The sequence below is a fragment of the Lysinibacillus boronitolerans JCM 21713 = 10a = NBRC 103108 genome (genome assembly GCF_000772935.1).
Lineage (GTDB): Bacteria > Bacillota > Bacilli > Bacillales_A > Planococcaceae > Lysinibacillus > Lysinibacillus boronitolerans.
In genome coordinates this window covers 148,405-165,589 of record NZ_JPVR01000073.1, presented here as the reverse complement: position 1 = coordinate 165,589, position 17,185 = coordinate 148,405, and the positions used below count along the sequence as shown (strand labels likewise).

The 17,185-nt window shown below is 40.1% G+C and carries 18 protein-coding genes; all 18 read left to right on the top strand.

The annotated features are described in order from the left end of the window. Window positions 1-243: 243 nt before the first annotated feature. The 18 genes from CD31_RS11265 (at window position 244) to lhaT (ending at window position 17,126) form a co-directional block, all read left to right on the top strand. The gene (locus CD31_RS11265) at window positions 244-1,392 is read left to right on the top strand and encodes a thiolase family protein (RefSeq protein WP_036077704.1); all 1,149 of its coding nucleotides are present in this window, start codon (window positions 244-246) and stop codon (window positions 1,390-1,392) included. 15 nt (window positions 1,393-1,407) lie between these two features. After that, window positions 1,408-2,175 (top strand): 3-hydroxyacyl-CoA dehydrogenase, encoded by a 768-nt coding sequence (locus tag CD31_RS11260; protein ID WP_036077701.1) that lies wholly within the window; start codon window positions 1,408-1,410, stop codon window positions 2,173-2,175. Window positions 2,176-2,246: 71 nt separating this feature from the next. Beyond that, window positions 2,247-3,872 carry a long-chain fatty acid--CoA ligase gene (locus tag CD31_RS11255; RefSeq protein ID WP_036077699.1) on the top strand — a complete coding sequence of 542 codons (1,626 nt, stop codon included), beginning with the start codon at window positions 2,247-2,249 and terminating at the stop codon, window positions 3,870-3,872. Window positions 3,873-3,996: 124 nt separating this feature from the next. Next, the gene (locus CD31_RS11250; protein ID WP_016994411.1) at window positions 3,997-4,227 is read left to right on the top strand and encodes a hypothetical protein; all 231 of its coding nucleotides are present in this window, start codon (window positions 3,997-3,999) and stop codon (window positions 4,225-4,227) included. A gap of 84 nt (window positions 4,228-4,311) precedes the next feature. Beyond that, the gene (locus tag CD31_RS11245) at window positions 4,312-5,085 is read left to right on the top strand and encodes a CheR family methyltransferase (protein WP_036077697.1); all 774 of its coding nucleotides are present in this window, start codon (window positions 4,312-4,314) and stop codon (window positions 5,083-5,085) included. A 282-nt stretch (window positions 5,086-5,367) separates the two neighbouring features. Then, entirely contained in the window at window positions 5,368-6,549 is a 1,182-nt protein-coding gene (aroC, locus tag CD31_RS11240) for a chorismate synthase (RefSeq protein WP_004232644.1), read from the top strand. A 3-nt stretch (window positions 6,550-6,552) separates the two neighbouring features. Continuing rightward, window positions 6,553-7,644 (top strand): 3-dehydroquinate synthase, encoded by a 1,092-nt coding sequence (gene aroB / locus CD31_RS11235; protein WP_036077695.1) that lies wholly within the window; start codon window positions 6,553-6,555, stop codon window positions 7,642-7,644. After that, the gene (gene aroH, locus CD31_RS11230) at window positions 7,641-8,009 is read left to right on the top strand and encodes a chorismate mutase (RefSeq protein ID WP_016994408.1); all 369 of its coding nucleotides are present in this window, start codon (window positions 7,641-7,643) and stop codon (window positions 8,007-8,009) included. Before aroB ends, aroH begins: the two co-directional genes overlap by 4 nt. Before the next feature lie 18 nt (window positions 8,010-8,027). Then, the gene (hisC, locus tag CD31_RS11225; RefSeq protein ID WP_016994407.1) at window positions 8,028-9,128 is read left to right on the top strand and encodes a histidinol-phosphate transaminase; all 1,101 of its coding nucleotides are present in this window, start codon (window positions 8,028-8,030) and stop codon (window positions 9,126-9,128) included. Then, window positions 9,125-10,222 (top strand): prephenate dehydrogenase, encoded by a 1,098-nt coding sequence (locus CD31_RS11220; RefSeq protein ID WP_036077692.1) that lies wholly within the window; start codon window positions 9,125-9,127, stop codon window positions 10,220-10,222. The genes hisC and CD31_RS11220 overlap by 4 nt, the downstream gene beginning before the upstream one ends. 59 nt (window positions 10,223-10,281) lie before the next feature. Further along, complete coding sequence (gene aroA / locus CD31_RS11215; protein ID WP_036077690.1) at window positions 10,282-11,568, top strand: 3-phosphoshikimate 1-carboxyvinyltransferase; 1,287 nt, start codon at window positions 10,282-10,284, stop codon at window positions 11,566-11,568. A gap of 96 nt (window positions 11,569-11,664) precedes the next feature. Beyond that, on the top strand, window positions 11,665-12,933 hold the full coding sequence (locus CD31_RS11210; RefSeq protein ID WP_081977494.1) for a tetratricopeptide repeat protein: 1,269 nt from the start codon (window positions 11,665-11,667) through the stop codon (window positions 12,931-12,933). A 14-nt stretch (window positions 12,934-12,947) separates the two neighbouring features. Next, window positions 12,948-13,505, top strand: a complete 558-nt coding sequence (locus tag CD31_RS11205; RefSeq protein ID WP_004232655.1) for a ReoY family proteolytic degradation factor — start codon at window positions 12,948-12,950, stop codon at window positions 13,503-13,505. 141 nt (window positions 13,506-13,646) lie between these two features. Further along, the gene (locus CD31_RS11200; RefSeq protein WP_036077688.1) at window positions 13,647-14,096 is read left to right on the top strand and encodes a DUF2487 family protein; all 450 of its coding nucleotides are present in this window, start codon (window positions 13,647-13,649) and stop codon (window positions 14,094-14,096) included. Between the two features lie 154 nt (window positions 14,097-14,250). Beyond that, the gene (locus CD31_RS11195) at window positions 14,251-14,757 is read left to right on the top strand and encodes a QcrA and Rieske domain-containing protein (RefSeq protein ID WP_036077685.1); all 507 of its coding nucleotides are present in this window, start codon (window positions 14,251-14,253) and stop codon (window positions 14,755-14,757) included. 19 nt (window positions 14,758-14,776) lie between these two features. Then, window positions 14,777-15,451, top strand: coding sequence for a menaquinol-cytochrome c reductase cytochrome b subunit (gene qcrB, locus CD31_RS11190; protein ID WP_004232663.1), 675 nt, complete (start codon window positions 14,777-14,779; stop codon window positions 15,449-15,451). Window positions 15,452-15,492: 41 nt separating this feature from the next. After that, a complete protein-coding gene (locus CD31_RS11185) occupies window positions 15,493-16,266 on the top strand; it encodes a menaquinol-cytochrome c reductase cytochrome b/c subunit (RefSeq protein ID WP_016992617.1) in 774 nt (257 codons plus the stop codon). A 263-nt stretch (window positions 16,267-16,529) separates the two neighbouring features. Further along, entirely contained in the window at window positions 16,530-17,126 is a 597-nt protein-coding gene (gene lhaT, locus CD31_RS11180) for a lipoprotein heptaprenylglyceryl N-acetyltransferase LhaT (protein WP_036077683.1), read from the top strand. Window positions 17,127-17,185 lie beyond the last annotated feature (59 nt).

The window sequence follows — 17,185 nt, the reverse complement described above, 5'->3', positions numbered from 1 at the left end:
AGCGCGAAATCGGCTTATTCTTCGGTGAAGATTTAGTTTAATTTCGAATAGATCAAGCAATCTCAATTTATGAGATTGCTTTTTTTATTGCGCAAAAAGGGGAGGAATCACTCCGATATAGAATTGTTAAAAACTTCTTACTCATGTACAATAAATAATGTAATATTCTGATAATTAAGTTAGGAATAGTTTAGTAGACTCGTCAATAAACTATGAGGATGACGTGAAAAAGGGGTTATGGACATGAGAGAAGTGGTGATTGTAGCAGCTGTGAGAACTGCTGTAGGTAGAAGTAAGGGCGCGTTAAGTCAAGTTCGAGCAGATGATTTAGCAGCGGATGTATTACAGGAGGTTGTAAAGCGTGCAGGCATTGGTAAGGAACAAGTAGACGATGTTATTTTGGGATGTGTGACGCAAACAGCTGAACAAGGGGCAAATATTGCGCGTACCTCTTTATTAATGGCTGGATTCCCAGATAGTGTGCCAGGAGTAACCATTGATCGTCAGTGTGGTTCAAGCCAACAAGCCGTGCATTTCGCGGCACAGGCCATTTTAGCGGGAGATATGGACATTGTCATTGCTGGTGGCGTAGAAAGTATGTCAAGAGTACAAATGGGCTCAAACATGCAACACGCACATGCTGGTAAACGCTTACAGGAAAATTATGATATTATTCATCAAGGATTATCAGCAGAGAAAATTGCTTCCCAATGGTCTTTATCGAAAGATCAGCTAAATAGCTATGCTTATCAAAGCCATCAACGGGCAATTTCCGCCATTGAAGCGGGTCATTTCCAAGCTGAAATACTACCTATTCAAGTTCCACAAGAGGATGGCACAGTGACAACATTTGCCGTTGATGAGGGTCCTCGAGCAGAAACTACCGTTGACATTTTAAATGGATTAAAAAACGTTTTTCAGGAGAATGGTGTGATTACTGCGGGCAATGCGAGCCAAATGAGTGATGGGGCCTCAGCTGTAGTCGTGATGGCATTGGATAAAGCAAGAGAACTGGGCATTCAACCACTCGCTAAAATTGTAACAAGAGTGGTCGTGGGCTCTGATCCGACATTAATGCTGACAGGGCCAATCGAGGCTACTAGAAAAGCATTAGAACGGTCAGGTCTCAAGATAGAGGATATTGACACATATGAGGTAAATGAGGCCTTTGCACCTGTGCCGCTCGTATGGCTGCATGAAATAGGAGGAGACCCAGAAAAGCTCAATCCTGATGGTGGTGCAATTGCACTGGGACATCCATTAGGGGCAACTGGTACGAAATTGTTAACGACTATGCTATATCGCATGGAGCGAGAGAATTATCGTTACGGCTTGTTGGCTATTTGTGAGGGAATGGGAATGGCCAATGCCACAATCATTGAAAAAATGTAAAAGGGGATATGTCTGATGAAAGAACATGAAGTGGTGGCAGTCATAACAGGGGGTGCCTCTGGGTTAGGAGAGGCAACCGTTCGGAAATTGGTAGGGCAGGGTGGCAAAGCGATTATTTTTGATCTGAATGATGAGCGTGGACAAGCTCTAGTGGAGGAATTAGGTCAAAATGTCCTTTATGCACGAGTGGATGTCACAAAGGAAGAGGACGTGGCGGCAGGCCTAGAGCAGGCTGTTGCAGCTTTTGGTAAGGTCAATGTTGCAGTGAACTGTGCTGGCATAGCAGATGCGAGTAAAGTTATTTCAAAGCGCGGTATACATGCCCTTGCTCTATTTGAAAAGGTGATTACGGTTAATTTAGTTGGTACATTTAATGTCATTCGTCTAGTTGCGGATAAAATGCAGCATAATGAGCCAAATGAGGATGGACAGCGTGGCGTCATTATTAATACCGCGTCTGTGGCTGCATTTGATGGGCAAATTGGACAAGCTGCTTATAGCGCGTCAAAAGGGGGCGTAGCGGCGATGACGTTACCGATTGCAAGAGAGCTTGCGGAAATCGGTGTCCGAGTGATGACCATTGCGCCAGGATTAATTGAAACACCGATGTTTGCTTCGTTACCTGAGCCTGCAAGAACAGCCCTTGCTCAAATGACACCGTTCCCTAAACGACTTGGTAAACCTTCGGAATATGCTCTTTTGGTTGAAAGTATTATTCATAATGGCTTGTTAAATGGAGAGGTCATTCGATTGGATGGTGCCATTCGTATGCAACCAAGGTAACGGCCAATTCTCGTTTAAATTGTTTTAGTGTTGATCGTTTCAAAAAATCGTAGATGAAGGGAAGCGGTATAATGCATATGATGGATACACCTTTATTATTAACAAGTTTTTTGAATCGCGCAGAACGATTTTTTCACTCAAAGAAAATCTATTCTCGAACAAGTGCCACTACAATTCACGAATTTACGTATAAAGATTATGTCAAACGGACTCGCCGATTAGCTGATGCTCTGACGAAACTGGGTATGAAGCAAGGAATGAAGGTGGGCACATATGCTTGGAACCACCATCGCCATTTGGAAGCTTACTTTGCTGTACCATGTGCAGGAGCCGTATTGCATATGATTAATATTCGATTATCCCCTGAGCATATTGCTTATGTCATCAATCATGCTGAGGATGAAATATTATTAATAGATGATAATCTCGTGCCATTGATTGCACCAATCGTATCTCAGCTGAAAACGGTGAAGCATTTTATTATTATGGGTGATGCTGTTGCGGTAGAAACTTTACCGATTCCAAATGCTCTTTCCTATGAAGCGCTACTTGCAGAGGCAGATGAACATTTCACATTCCCAGAAGATTTAGATGAAAATACACCTGCAGGCATGTGCTATACAAGTGCAACGACGGGCATGCCAAAGGGAGTAGTGTATACACATCGTAGTATTGTACTCCATAGTTTAGCAGCTGGTCTTGCCGACAGTATTGCGATTTGTGAGTCGGATGTAGTGTTACCTGTTGTACCTATGTTTCACGCGAATGCATGGGGATTACCATTTGCCAGTGTCGCATTTGGTTCTACACAGGTTTTACCTGGTCCGATGTTTACACCACAGCTATTGCTTGAATTATTTGATGTGTATAAAGTCACATTGACAGCAGGGGTACCGACCATATGGCTAGGCGTACTACAGGAGCAGCGTCAAAATCCTCGTGACCTATCGTCTATGCGATTAATTGTTTGTGGAGGTTCTGCCTCACCACTTGGTCTTGTTCGAGGTTTTGAGCAAGAACTTAATATCCCGTACATGACAGGTTACGGTATGACGGAAACCTCACCTCTTGTAAGCCTATCCACATATTTAACACATATGCAGGACTATACGGATGATGAAAAAATGAATGTTCGGATAACACAAGGTATGACGATGCCTCTTATTGATACTAGGATTGTCAATGAAAATGGTGAAGTGCCTTGGGATGGTAAAACGATGGGAGAGCTTACGATTAGAGGCCCATGGATTGCCAATGCATATTATCAGGATGAACGAACGGAAGAGGCCTTTAAAGACGGCTGGCTTTATACAGGCGATATTGCAGTGATGACGACAGATGGCTATATAAAAATCACCGATCGTACAAAGGACTTAATTAAGAGTGGTGGCGAATGGATTTCTTCAGTAGAGCTTGAAAATGCATTAATGTCCCATCCAAAGGTCTTTGAGGCGGCTGTTATTGCCATTCCACATGAAAAGTGGTTGGAGCGACCATTAGCTTGTGTCGTAGCAAAGCCAGAGTTTAAGGATTCGATTACTAAAGAAGAATTACTAGAGAGTCTACAGCAACAATTCCATAAAACATGGATTCCTGATGATATTGTCTTCATTGACGAGGTACCGAAAACGTCTGTAGGTAAATTCTTAAAGGCTAAATTACGAGAAGATTTAAAAGAATACCGCATACAAGTCTAACGATAATGGATAGAATGAAGGTGGTCAAAACTACCTTCATTTTTTATTGGAATAAATTCCTGAAAAATGAAACTATTTTTTCCATTTTGCCGTATAATCGTAATAACGAAAGGAAGTGAAGGGATTGTCAATTGCCATTGTAGCGATAATTGGAGGCGTCATTATTTCTTTAGCTGGAATTTTTACAGACGCTCGTACTAGACAACAAAAAATAAAACTAAAAGCTGTTGAAAAAGAAGTAGAATTAGAAAAGCTTAGGTTAGAAACGTATACGATTGAGACAGAAAAAATGAGACTTGAATTAGAACAGTCGAAAGTATTACTTTTAGAGGAAAAACAAAACGCAAGCAAGTAGATTTGCTTACATGAGAAAGACTATTTCAGGATTGGGACTTTTCCGCTATAATGGTAATACGACGCTAGAGGGGAAGATGACCATATGTCTGATTATGAACAGTTTATAGAAGGTATTAAGCGCAAAACAGGAATAGATTTAGCGTTATATAAAGAAGCGCAAATGAAAAGACGATTAACCTCTCTTTATGAGAAAAAGGGCTATCGTAATTTTGTAGACTTTCTAAAGGCACTTGAACAAGATCGTGATTTAATGAATGAATTTTTAGATCGTATGACGATCAATGTTTCTGAATTTTATCGCAATGGAAAGCGCTGGGAAGTATTACAAAAGAAAATATTTCCGAAGCTCTTACAAACTAATAAGCGTTTAAAAATTTGGAGTGCTGCTTGTTCGACAGGAGAAGAGCCATATTCTTTAGTAATGGTTTTATCTCAATTGGTGCCTTTATCTCAAATTCAAATTATTGCCACTGATTTAGATGAGAATGTGATACAAAAGGCGAAGTTAGGTGTCTATCCTGAACGCTCTTTAGCAGAGGTGCCAAGTGATATTAAAGCAAAGTATTTTGAGCAAGAAGGCTCCTTCTATCGGGTGAAGGATGAAATTAAGCGTTGTGTAACCTTTAAGAAACATAATTTATTGAATGACGCTTATGACAGCAATTATGATTTAATTGTTTGTCGCAATGTCATGATTTATTTTACAGAAGAAGCGAAAGATCAAATTTATAATAATTTTAGTAAAGCACTGCGCAAGGATGGCGTTTTATTTGTTGGATCGACAGAACAAATTTTTAATCCAGCACGTTATGAATTTGATGTGGAAGACACGTTCTTCTATCGTAAAAATAATTAATAATATGGATGAAAAGCTTTGTACAAATGACACAATTGTACATATAGTTGACCAAGCATTAAACATAGATAATTCATACGCTTTTCGCTTATCATAAGCAAAGGCGTATTTTTTATAAAATTTAGCTAGTTGTTTTTTTACAACTTTCATTCAGAATATTCACATTTAGATCTATGAAAATGGTAACTACTTAAAAGACATTCGTAAAAGGACTGTTTTTTTAAAGAATATATGTTATAGTGAAAAATACATACTTTAGCGAGTTGAAGGGAGAAAGTGTTTATGCGTTACTTAACAGCAGGTGAGTCACACGGACCTCAATTAACGACAATTATTGAGGGTTTACCGTCACTCTTACCCATTACAGCAGAAAAAATTAATCACGATTTAAAACGTCGCCAGGGAGGTCATGGACGAGGGCGCCGCATGCAAATCGAAACAGATACAGTGGAGATTGTAGCTGGTGTTCGTCATGGTCAGACACTTGGATCTCCTGTTGCACTCGTTGTCACAAATGATGACTGGAAGCACTGGACTAAAATTATGGGAGCAGAGCCATTAGCTGATGATATCAATCCTGAAGATATCAAGCGTCAAATCTCACGCCCTCGACCAGGTCATGCTGATTTAGTCGGAGGCATGAAATATGGTCACCGTGATTTAAGGAATGTATTAGAGCGCTCCTCTGCGCGTGAAACAACTGTACGTGTAGCAGTTGGGTCTGTGGCAAAGGCGTTACTTAATGAACTAGGCATTTCCATTGTTGCACATGTTACAGAGATAGTGGGAATCAAAGCCGATACATCTTTAATAGAAGGAAAAACAACAGAAGAAATTCGTGCCATTGTCGAAGCGGATCCTTGCTACTGTGTAGATCCTATCGCCTCTGCGAAAATGGTTGAGGCAATTGATGAAGCGAAAAAAGCTGGTGATTCGATCGGTGGTGTTGTAGAAGTCATAGTGGAAGGCATGCCAGCAGGTGTAGGGTCTTATGTACATTATGATCGTAAGCTGGATGCGAAACTTGCAGCAGCCATGCTATCCATTAATGCATTTAAAGGAGTAGAATTTGGACTTGGCTTTGAAATGGCACGTCGAAAGGGTTCTGAAGTGCACGATGAAATCATTTGGTCTGAAGAAGAAGGTTATACTCGTGCAACTAATCGACTCGGTGGCTTAGAGGGTGGTATGTCAACAGGTATGCCAATTGTTGTACGTGGTGTGATGAAGCCAATTCCTACTTTATATAAACCATTACAAAGTGTAGATATTGAAACAAAAGAGCCGTTTAAAGCGAGTGTTGAGCGCTCTGATAGCTGTGCAGTACCAGCAGCATCTGTAGTTGCAGAACATGTTATTGCCTGGGAAATAGCGAATGCAATTTTAGAGCAATTCCATAGTGATCAACTACCACAATTACAAGCTCAAATTGACGAGCATCGTCAATATACAAAGGGGTTCTAAGTTATGCGTGTACCAGTAGCAACAAAATCGCATCAATATGAAGTTGTTCTTGGGCATCAATTTCTAACTGAAGCTGTGGAGGCATTTGCTGATAAACTGCAAAATGCGGATAAGCTCTTTGTGTTTACAGATGTCAATGTTTGGGCAGCACAGGGAGAGTACTTCAAAGCAAATTTCCCGTACCAGTTTGAGGTCTTTATTTTGCCAGGTGGTGAAGCATGTAAAACCTTTGATCAATACAACGCAGCTCAAACATTTTTATTAGAGCAAAAATGCTCCCGAAAATCCTTCATTTTTGCCTTTGGAGGAGGAGCAGTTGGCGATTTAACAGGCTTTGTTGCGGCAACCTATATGCGTGGGGTTCCGTTTATTCAAATTCCAACGACTATTCTAGCGCATGATTCCGCAGTTGGTGGAAAAACGGCCATTAATCATCCGCTAGGGAAAAATATGATTGGCGCATTTTATCAGCCAGAAGGCGTGATATATGATACAGCCCTTTTAGAAAGCTTATCAGAGCGTGAGGTACGTTCAGGAACAGCAGAGTTAATTAAGCATGCCATGATTTCTGACCCGACCTGGCTAGAGGAATTAATGACAGGAGATTCGGTGATTCATTTTAATCAAAATGAACTAGCAAAGCAGTTAAAAAAAGGAATTGAAGTGAAAGCACAAATTGTTGCTGAGGACGAAACAGAGCAATCCGTTCGAAAGTTTTTAAACTTAGGCCATACATATGGACATGCCATTGAAGCGGCTGCGGGTTATGGCAAAGTGGCACATGGTGAGGCGGTAATGATTGGACTCGTCTATTGTCTTCTATTGAGTGAACGATATGGAGAACTCGATCGTACGTTCACCCAATCCTTTTTACAGTTTGCGTTAAAAAATGGCTATCCTTTTAAAGCTGTGCGTGATTATTCATTTGATCAATTATCTAGCTACCTAATGAAAGATAAAAAAGCAGAATATGGCATCTTACAATTTGTTCTTTTGGAGAAAATTGGTAAGCCTTTTGTCAAAGCTATTGATTTAGAAGAATGTCAAGAAATAGATGCTGAATATAGACAGTTATTAGCGGAGGTGCTTGTATGATTCGTGGACTTAGAGGAGCAATAACAATTGAATCTGACAAGCCAGAGCTTGTATGGGATGAGACAGCAAGATTAGTGCGTGAGGTTGTGGCTGCAAATAATGTGGAAATTGATGATATCGCATCAATCCTCATTTCAACAACGCCAGATATTACCTCAGCATTTCCTGCTCGTGCAGTACGCTTGATGGATGGCTGGCAATATGTCCCTGTTATGTGTACACATGAAATGGATGTGCCAGAAGCGTTACCATTATGTATTCGTGTATTAATACATGCAAACGTAGAGGTAGCCCAAAAAGATGTAAAGCACTTGTATCTCAATGATGCAGTAAAATTAAGACCAGATTTGGCTCAGGCTAAATAAGTAGAGGAGATGTTTTAGATGAAGTGGAAACAACAATTGGACGGTATGCAAGCATATAAGCCAGGTAAACCAATTGAAGAAGTACAACGTGAATATGGCTTAAAGGAAGTTATTAAATTGGCGTCGAATGAAAATCCATTCGGGTGCTCACCTAAGGTAACAGCTTATTTACAAAATAATGCAGTGAATCATGCACTTTATCCAGATGGCTATGCACAAAACCTACGTACTGCTGTGGCAAATCATCTAGGTGTGAAAGAGACACAGCTTCTTTTTGGTAACGGCTCCGATGACATCATTGCTATTATTACTCGTGCTCTGTTGTATCCAGGGGTAAACACGGTTATGGCCGACCCTTCCTTCTCTCAATACTGGCACAATGCTGAAATTGAAGGTGCTGAAGTACGTAAAGTGCCTTGTCAAGATGGAGCACATGATCTAGAGGCAATGTTGGCTGCAATTGATGACCAAACTTCTATTGTTTGGGTATGTAGTCCAAATAATCCGACTGGCGTTGTCATTCCTGATGCTGCATTGCGTGCCTTTCTTGCAAAGGTTCCAAGCGATGTCCTTGTCGTGCTTGATGAGGCATACATTGAATATGTTACACATCCAGACCACAAGGATACGTTACCAATCATTGATGAATATCCGAATGTTCTTTTACTTCGTACATTCTCTAAAGCTTATGGCTTAGCTTCGTTCCGCGTTGGCTATGCAATTGGCCAACCTGATGTTATTGCTAAGCTAGATCCTGTTCGTGCACCATTCAATAATACAATCTTAAGTCAAGCTGTTGCTGCCATAGCGCTCAGTGACCAAGAATATATTGAAGCCTGCCGTGAAGCTAATGAAATAGGCAAAAAACAATATGTAGAATTTTGTGAAAAGCATAATTTAAAATACTTCCCATCTGATACAAACTTTATTTTCTTTGATACTCATGCTGATAGTGATGTTGTTTTCCAAGAGCTGATGAAAAGAGGCTTTATTGTGCGCAGTGGTAATGCATTAGGGTTACCAGGATTTATCCGTGTGACAATTGGAACAGAGGCTCAAAATGCAGCATTACTTAGCCAACTTGATGAAGTGTTAAAACAACAAGGGGTATTTGCATGACTCGCAAAGTACTCGTTATAGGGCTTGGATTGATCGGTGGTTCTATTGCCCTTGCTTTGCAAAAAGCACCTGAAACAAAAATTATTGGCTATGACATGGACGCACAAACACGTGAGCATGCGAAAACATTAAATATTGTGCATGATATTGTCGCAGATCCACTGGCTGTTGCGGCTGAGGTTGATGTTATTATCTTCGGGACACCCGTTAATGCAACACTGGATTGGATGGAGCAATTAAAATCATGGCCATTGAAAAATAAAGTCATTGTAACAGATACAGGGAGTACAAAAAAATTAATTATGCAAAAAGCCAGCGAATTAAGAGAACTTGGGATAACGTTTATTGGTGGACATCCAATGGCGGGGTCTCATAAAAGCGGTGTGCTGGCTGCTAAAGCGCATCTTTTTGAAAACGCATATTACATGCTTACGCCACTCGCTGGGGAAGAAATTGTTCATATGGCACAGCTTGAAAGTTTGCTGAAATTTACCCATGCAAAAGTAGTCAGTGTATCTGCCAGTGAGCATGATCACATGACAGCGGTGGTGAGTCATTTTCCACATGTTATCGCGGCCTCACTTGTCCATCAATTAGGTGGCGAAAATGGGGAGTACCCAATGACACGTTCTCTTGCAGCAGGAGGTTTTCGTGATGTGACACGAATCGCCTCTTCGAACCCCATCTTATGGCGAGATATTACGCTGCAAAATCGCGAGGAGCTCCTCACGCAATTAGATGGCTGGGAAAAAGAAATGACGCGCATTAAGAAACTGCTAATGGAGGGTTCTTCACAGGATATTGAAAACTATTTTGCAGTTGCTAAAGAACTGAGAGATGAATTACCGATTAGTGCAGGGGCTATGTATACACCATTCGACCTCTATGTTGATGTTCCTGACTATCCAGGTGTTATTTCTGAAGTGACGGGCTTTTTAGCGGATGAAGCAATTAGTATTACGAATCTACGCATTGTTGAATCACGAGAAGATGTTTTCGGTATTCTAGTCATTAGCTTCCAAAGTGAAAATGATCGCGAACGTGCTGCAGCCTGTATTCAAAAACGAGCAAATTTCGAAACGTATATTTCTTAGCATAAGAAAGCGTCGGCATTTCGGCGCTTTCTATCTTCATATTGGAGGGAATAAAGTTCATGAGTGAAAAAGTATTGCAATACAACAAGCCTTCTTTACAGGGCTCTTTAACCGTTCCAGGCGATAAATCTGTATCCCATCGCTCTGTGATGTTTGGTGCCATTGCTAGTGGCACAACGACAGTAGAGGGCTTTTTACTAGGTGAAGATTGTTTAAGTACAATTGATTGCTTCCAGAAACTTGGCGTTCAGATTGAGGTGGAAGGGACAAATGTAACCATTCATAGTCCAGGGATGGAAGGCTGGCAGGAGCCGACAGAAGTGTTATATACGGGTAACTCTGGTACAACAACACGCTTAATGCTAGGCATTTTAGCTGGTTCTACTGTTCACTCTGTCATGACAGGAGATGCATCCATTGGAAAACGACCAATGCGACGTGTTATAGATCCACTGCGTCAGATGGGTGCACAAATTACAGGGCGTGCAGATGGGCAATATACACCACTAGCCATTCAAGGAACAAAATTACAAGCCATTGATTACAAGATGCCTGTAGCAAGTGCACAGGTGAAATCTGCTATTTTACTAGCGGGCTTGCGTGCTGAAGGAACAACCATTGTTAGAGAAATGGATGTTTCGAGAGATCATACAGAGAGAATGCTGCGTCAATTTGGTGCACATGTAGAAGTAGATAATGGCGTAGTATCCATTGAAGGAGGACAAGCTCTCAATGGGACGCATGTTTCTGTGCCAGGAGATATATCATCGGCTGCCTTTTTCTTAGTGGCAGGAGCCATTTGCGAAAATAGTCAGCTAACACTCAACAATGTGGGCATTAATCCAACACGTGATGGCATTATTGAGGTGCTGCAAAAAATGGGCGCCACGATGACGGTAACGCCGAATGACGATAATCAAGCTGAACCTACAGCAACAATCCAAATCGCGACCTCTTCTTTAACTGGTACAGTAATTGAGGGGGACATTATTCCTCGTTTAATTGACGAAATTCCAATCCTTGCATTACTCGCTACGCAAGCACATGGTCAAACGATCATTAAAGATGCCGAGGAGCTAAAGGTGAAGGAGACTGACCGTATCACGGCTGTTGTGACTGAATTGAAGAAACTTGGTGCCCAGATCGAAGCAACAGAAGATGGTATGATTATTGAGGGACCAACGCCTTTAAAAGGAGCAAACCTTCAAACATATGGCGATCATCGTATCGGCATGATGGGTGCTGTTGCAGCTTTAATAACAGACGGAGCTGTTACACTAGATGATGCACAATGTATTGCTGTATCCTACCCATCGTTTTTTGAGCATATTGAGGCAGTGAAGTAACAATTAAAGAGAGGCTCTCCAAGCTTTTGGGGAGTTTTTTCTTGTTTCAGAAGTAAATGTTTTGTAGCATAAAGGTATCAACGAAAGAATAGGTGAATGACTGTGAACAATGCGATGACTGAAATGATGCAAGCACTTGAACAAGGGGATTTAGCATTAATAGATCAGCTACTAGAATCATTTTTAATGAAGGAGCTACCCGAGGAGATCTATGCACTAGCGGAGATTTTTATGCAGTATGGGTACATGAAGGAAGCTGACCGTGTGCTGGAGCATTTGCAATTTTTATTCCCAGAAGAAGCACAGTTAAAAATAGATCATGCCAATGTCCTAATGGAGCTTGGTAATGAAGATGAAGCATTAGATTTATTATTAGAAATTGAAGAAACCTCCCCAGAATATCCACAAGCGTTATTGGTGTTAGCCGATTATTATCAAATGCAAGGGTTATTTGAGGTTGCAGAAAAGCGTATAAATGAAGCATTAGCGATTTTACCAGACGAGCCATTATTGCATTTTGCAAAAGCCGAGCTTTTATTTGAAACAGGCCGTTTTTTAGAGGCAGCAAGACTGTATGAGGACTTATATGAGCAGCAAAATGAATTTGCTGGTATTCCACTTGTCGAACGACTAGCGGAGGTTTATCGTGCAGGGGCAGCCTATGAGACGGCATTCGATTATTATGTCAAAGCCCTTGACGATGAAGTAAAGCCCGATATTTTATTTGGTGCTGCTTATTCAGCCTTCCAGTCACAAAAATACGAGATGGCTATTAAACAACTAGAGGAATTGAAAGAATTAGATCCTGATTACTTCTCAGCCTATTTATTGCTTGCGGAGAGCTATGCAATGACAGAGGATAATCAAAAAGCGTATGCGGCCATTCAAGAGGGGTTAAAGCGTGATGAATATGATAAATCACTTTACTTATTCGCTGGTAAAATGGCCTTGAAAAATGGTTTGCCAGAAGAAGCTGAGCAACATCTGAGAGAAGCTATAGCGCTCGATCCTGAATATATGGAAGCGGTACTGGCACTTATTTCTGTGTTTGGTCAACAGGAGCGCCATGAGGATGTGATCGAGCTATTTGAGACATTACAGCAAAATGATTTTGAATGGAGCACTTTATACCCTTTTGCGGCAGAGGCATATGAAAATTTAGAATTGTACGACCGTGCATACGAATTTTACCGTTTGGCATATAATGATTTTAAGGAAGACGCAACATTTTTAGAAAAATATGTTTACTTTTTATTAGAAGAAGGAAAGCGTTCAGAGGCAAAAGAGGTTCTTAGACAATTAATCAACATTCAACCGGGTGAACCAGAGTGGCAGGAGAAGTTAGAAACCTTAGAATTTGAGTAAAGGAGGGAGTGGGTATGACTGCTTCTGTATCAGTTGTTGATAAAAAAGCATTTGTTCGATGGTTTTTAAAAAATTATCAATTGAAACGTCGTGAGTGTGTATGGATTTTAAATTACTTATTAAGTAATGATGACTTATTAAAAAGAATCCGCTTTGTGGAAGAAGCTCACTATTGTCCTAGGGCAATGGTGATGTCGACAGTAGACTCAACAGGTGTGCCTTTTCGTTTCTATAAAGGCAATGTGATGACGGCAGATGCTGAGAAGTCTTTCCATGATTTACGCTTACATGAACAAGAAGATATGTATATACAATTGAATTTTCCTAATATACCACCAAGTGCACAATACTTAGCAGTTCTTGAAGAAAACCCTTATATGCCAGAAACACTGCTCGTCAGTGAAAAAGATCGTATACTGGCAGAAGAGCTGCTTTCCAATAGCTTACTCGTATTCCAAGAAGAGAAATTACTCGCACAAATTGATGAAGCCCTCGACCAGGGAGATGAAGCGCGTTTTTATGAATTGTCTAATTTGTTACAAGCATTGAAGGAAACGGCTAATTTACGTTAATTATAGGTAAAAATTGAATGTCCTTTATCCATTTCAATATGGTAACATTACTAGTGAATGATTGTTTTCACTTTTAATTGGGTATCCTATTGTAGAGTGGAAAAGGACATTTTTATTTTGCGATAAAAGGAGGTTTGTTGAATGTATTTTAATGCAAACGATGTTACATCGTTTATGGCACAAAAAGATTTTATTGATACCGCGATTGTTCCACTTGTATCCATTGATCTCTCTTCTGAAAAAATGAAACAAAGTGGTGCCGAGGTAGATTTTGTCATGTCTTTAACTTCTTTTATAGAGCAGCAGTTTAAAGGACGACTACTAGTCATGCCACCATTTTCTTATATGACAACTTTAAAAAACGATGATTTACCACAGCAATTAGAAGCACAATTACATAATGCTGGATTTAAGCATGTGTTCTTCATTACTTGTGACCATTATTGGACAAAGAGTGGAGAGGTAGTCAATATGATTTGGTTACCAGCGATTCCGTTAGAAAGTATGGATGCCAGTGTGAAAAAATCCATTCTAGAAGATCAATTGCGTCAAGTGATTCCAATGCTTTCGACTAAATGGGCACAGATTTAACAATTAGTTTCAATAAATGTTCACATTCTCCAGCTTTCCACAGAATGCTATATTGACCAAGCTATGGACTTGATATATCATATATATGTCCTAGTATTACTATTTGTAAAAGTATGTCCGTTGGACTGACCTTTAAGTTAGAGGGGGGAAAATAATGAGTAATAATCGAGTTTCACGTCGTCAATTTCTAAGCTATACACTTACTGGTGTAGGTGGATTTATGGCGGCAGGCATGTTAATGCCAATGCTTCGATTCGCAATTGATCCAGTGTTACAAAAACATGATGGTGGAGATTTTGTAAAAACAGAGCATAAAATCGCTGATCTCACTGATGAACCTGTTAAAGTTGACTTTTCATTCGAACAAGTTGATGCATGGTACAAATCGGACGTTACAAACGTAGCGTGGGTATATAAAAATGGCGATCAAATCATTGCTCTATCACCAGTTTGTAAGCATTTAGGATGTATGGTTGACTGGAATGGAGATTCTGCACACCCAGAACAATTCTTCTGCCCATGTCACGCAGGTCGTTATGAGAAAAACGGGAAAAACATTGCAGGTACACCACCTCTAGGTCCGTTGGATGAATTTGAAGTAAAAGAACAAGATGGCTATTTAATGATTGGTCCAGCAAAAGCAAATACTCTAGTTAAATAAGTAAGGGGGTACGACAACTGTGCTAAATAAAATTTATGATTGGGTCGATGAACGCCTAGATATTACACCGATTTGGCGTGATATTGCCGACCACGAAGTGCCAGAGCACGTTAACCCTGCACATCATTTTTCAGCATTCGTTTACTGCTTTGGTGGATTAACATTTTTCATCACAGTAATTCAAATTCTATCTGGTATGTTCCTAACAATGTACTATGTACCAGACGTTGTGAATGCCTGGAAATCAGTTTATTATTTACAAAACGAAGTAGCATTTGGTGAAATCGTACGCGGTATGCACCACTGGGGGGCTTCATTAGTTATCGTAATGATGTTCTTACATACACTTCGCGTGTTCTTCACAGGTTCTTATAAAAAACCTCGTGAGTTAAACTGGATGGTTGGTGTAGGTATTTTTGGTGTAATGATGGGTCTTGGCTTTACAGGATACTTATTACCATGGGATATGAAAGCATTATTCGCTACTAAAGTAGGTATCGAAATTGCAGCATCTGTACCGTTTATCGGTGGGATGATTAAAGTATTATTAGCGGGTGACACAACGATTCTTGGTGCTCAAACGTTAACTCGATTCTTTGCGATTCATGTATTCTTCTTACCTGCAGTATTGTTTGGGTTACTTGCAGCGCACTTTATCATGATTCGTCGTCAAGGAATTTCAGGACCGTTGTAATTGTCTTGACGGTTCGATGATCTTTAAAAGGAGGGGACACTATGCATCGCGGAAAAGGAATGAAATTTGTCGGCGATTCTCGTATTAAAGCGAATCACAGAATGCCGAACGTTCCAAAGGATTATTCCGAATATCCAGGTAAGACGGAAGCTTTCTGGCCGAACTTCTTACTGAAGGAATGGATGGTAGGTGCTGTATTTTTAATTGGATACTTATTACTAACTGTCGCTCACCCGTCACCACTTGAAGGGCCGGCAGATCCAACTAGAGCATATACACCACTACCGGACTGGTACTTCTTATTTATGTATCAACTTTTAAAATACTCATTTGCTTCTGGTCCATACAATGTAATCGGAGCTATTGTAATTCCAGGTCTTGCATTTGGAGCGCTATTATTAATGCCATTTTTAGACAAGGGTCCAGAACGTCGTCCATCTAAACGTCCATTGCCAACAGCGTTTATGTTATTAACTTTAGCTGCTATGTTCTACCTAACTTGGGAGTCAGTTGTTAACCACGACTGGGAAGCTCAAAAAGCTATGGGTGCAATCGTAGAAACTGTTGAGTTCGATAAAGAATCAGAAGGTTATAAAATCTATGCTGGTTCTGCATGTATTACATGTCACGGTGAAGGTTTAGAAGGTGGAGCTGGTGCGCCATCTCTAATGAACACTGGTTTAACAGCTGATCAAATTAAGGACATTGCTCATAATGGTTCTGAAAGTGGTAAAATGCCACCAGGATTATGGACAGGTTCAGATGAAGATCTTCAAAAACTTGCTGAATTCATCGAAAGCTTAAAAGCAGAGTAATAGTAAAAGAGTCAGGAAACTGGCTCTTTTTTTTCTACCTTGTTATACTATTGGGACTGGAAGCCATACAAAAAGGTTCCCTTGTATAAAGGATTTTAGCGAAAGATGTCGAAAAAACATTTATTCTTGAAACAAGTAAGCGAATTAAAACAATAAATTAACACATATTGATGGTGAGATACAATTGAAAGGTAGAGTAAAGCTCTAGAATTTCACAACTATACATAAATAATGGATTGTTTTTATCGGAAGGAGTTAACATCATGCAACTAACAAGAGCAAATATTTGGTACCTTCTGACCCATAAATCATTCTTGATTGCACTGCTAATTATTAATCTACTAGGTACAATTTATGGCTATTATTGGTATGGGTGGCAGCTCGCCATCACAGAGCCTATTTTTTATATATTTGTTCCAGATAGCCCGACAGCCAGTTTATTCTTTTGTTTTGTGTTGCTTGCTTGGATTATGGGGAAAAGCTGGCCATTAATGGAAGTACTTGCCCTTGTTACGTTGGTGAAATATGGCTTATGGGCAGATGTGATGAATATTTGGACATTAATTGAAACAGGTTCTATTGGCTGGCAGGGGTGGATGTTAGTTGGTTCACATTTTGCCATGGCTGTACAAGCTGTACTATATATGAAGAAATATGTCTTCACTTATTGGCATGTTGTGATAGCAGCTGTTTGGACACTGCATAATGATGTCATTGACTATGTATTTGGGCAAATGCCTATGTATCGAGATTTAGCCAATTACACAAGCTATATTGGTTACTTTACATTCTGGTTATCAATTGCATGTATTTTACTTGCCATTTTCTCAATTAGGTGGCGCAAATATTTGCCGAATTAGGGTATAAATTATAGAATTATAGTATCGAGGTAGAAAGGGGTTAGAAAATTGTCAACGAG

What these genes read in the sequence shown, in the direction of transcription:
- CD31_RS11265 (WP_036077704.1), top strand. Translation starts at nt 244, where the DNA reads ATGAGAGAAGTGGTGATTGTAGCAGCTGTGAGAACTGCTGTAGGTAGA.
- CD31_RS11260 (WP_036077701.1), top strand. Translation starts at nt 1,408, where the DNA reads ATGAAAGAACATGAAGTGGTGGCAGTCATAACAGGGGGTGCCTCTGGG.
- CD31_RS11255 (WP_036077699.1), top strand. Translation starts at nt 2,247, where the DNA reads ATGCATATGATGGATACACCTTTATTATTAACAAGTTTTTTGAATCGC.
- CD31_RS11245 (WP_036077697.1), top strand. Translation starts at nt 4,312, where the DNA reads ATGTCTGATTATGAACAGTTTATAGAAGGTATTAAGCGCAAAACAGGA.
- aroC (WP_004232644.1), top strand. Translation starts at nt 5,368, where the DNA reads ATGCGTTACTTAACAGCAGGTGAGTCACACGGACCTCAATTAACGACA.
- aroB (WP_036077695.1), top strand. Translation starts at nt 6,553, where the DNA reads ATGCGTGTACCAGTAGCAACAAAATCGCATCAATATGAAGTTGTTCTT.
- aroH (WP_016994408.1), top strand. Translation starts at nt 7,641, where the DNA reads ATGATTCGTGGACTTAGAGGAGCAATAACAATTGAATCTGACAAGCCA.
- hisC (WP_016994407.1), top strand. Translation starts at nt 8,028, where the DNA reads ATGAAGTGGAAACAACAATTGGACGGTATGCAAGCATATAAGCCAGGT.
- CD31_RS11220 (WP_036077692.1), top strand. Translation starts at nt 9,125, where the DNA reads ATGACTCGCAAAGTACTCGTTATAGGGCTTGGATTGATCGGTGGTTCT.
- aroA (WP_036077690.1), top strand. Translation starts at nt 10,282, where the DNA reads ATGAGTGAAAAAGTATTGCAATACAACAAGCCTTCTTTACAGGGCTCT.
- CD31_RS11210 (WP_081977494.1), top strand. Translation starts at nt 11,665, where the DNA reads ATGACTGTGAACAATGCGATGACTGAAATGATGCAAGCACTTGAACAA.
- CD31_RS11205 (WP_004232655.1), top strand. Translation starts at nt 12,948, where the DNA reads ATGACTGCTTCTGTATCAGTTGTTGATAAAAAAGCATTTGTTCGATGG.
- CD31_RS11200 (WP_036077688.1), top strand. Translation starts at nt 13,647, where the DNA reads ATGTATTTTAATGCAAACGATGTTACATCGTTTATGGCACAAAAAGAT.
- CD31_RS11195 (WP_036077685.1), top strand. Translation starts at nt 14,251, where the DNA reads ATGAGTAATAATCGAGTTTCACGTCGTCAATTTCTAAGCTATACACTT.
- CD31_RS11185 (WP_016992617.1), top strand. Translation starts at nt 15,493, where the DNA reads ATGCATCGCGGAAAAGGAATGAAATTTGTCGGCGATTCTCGTATTAAA.
- lhaT (WP_036077683.1), top strand. Translation starts at nt 16,530, where the DNA reads ATGCAACTAACAAGAGCAAATATTTGGTACCTTCTGACCCATAAATCA.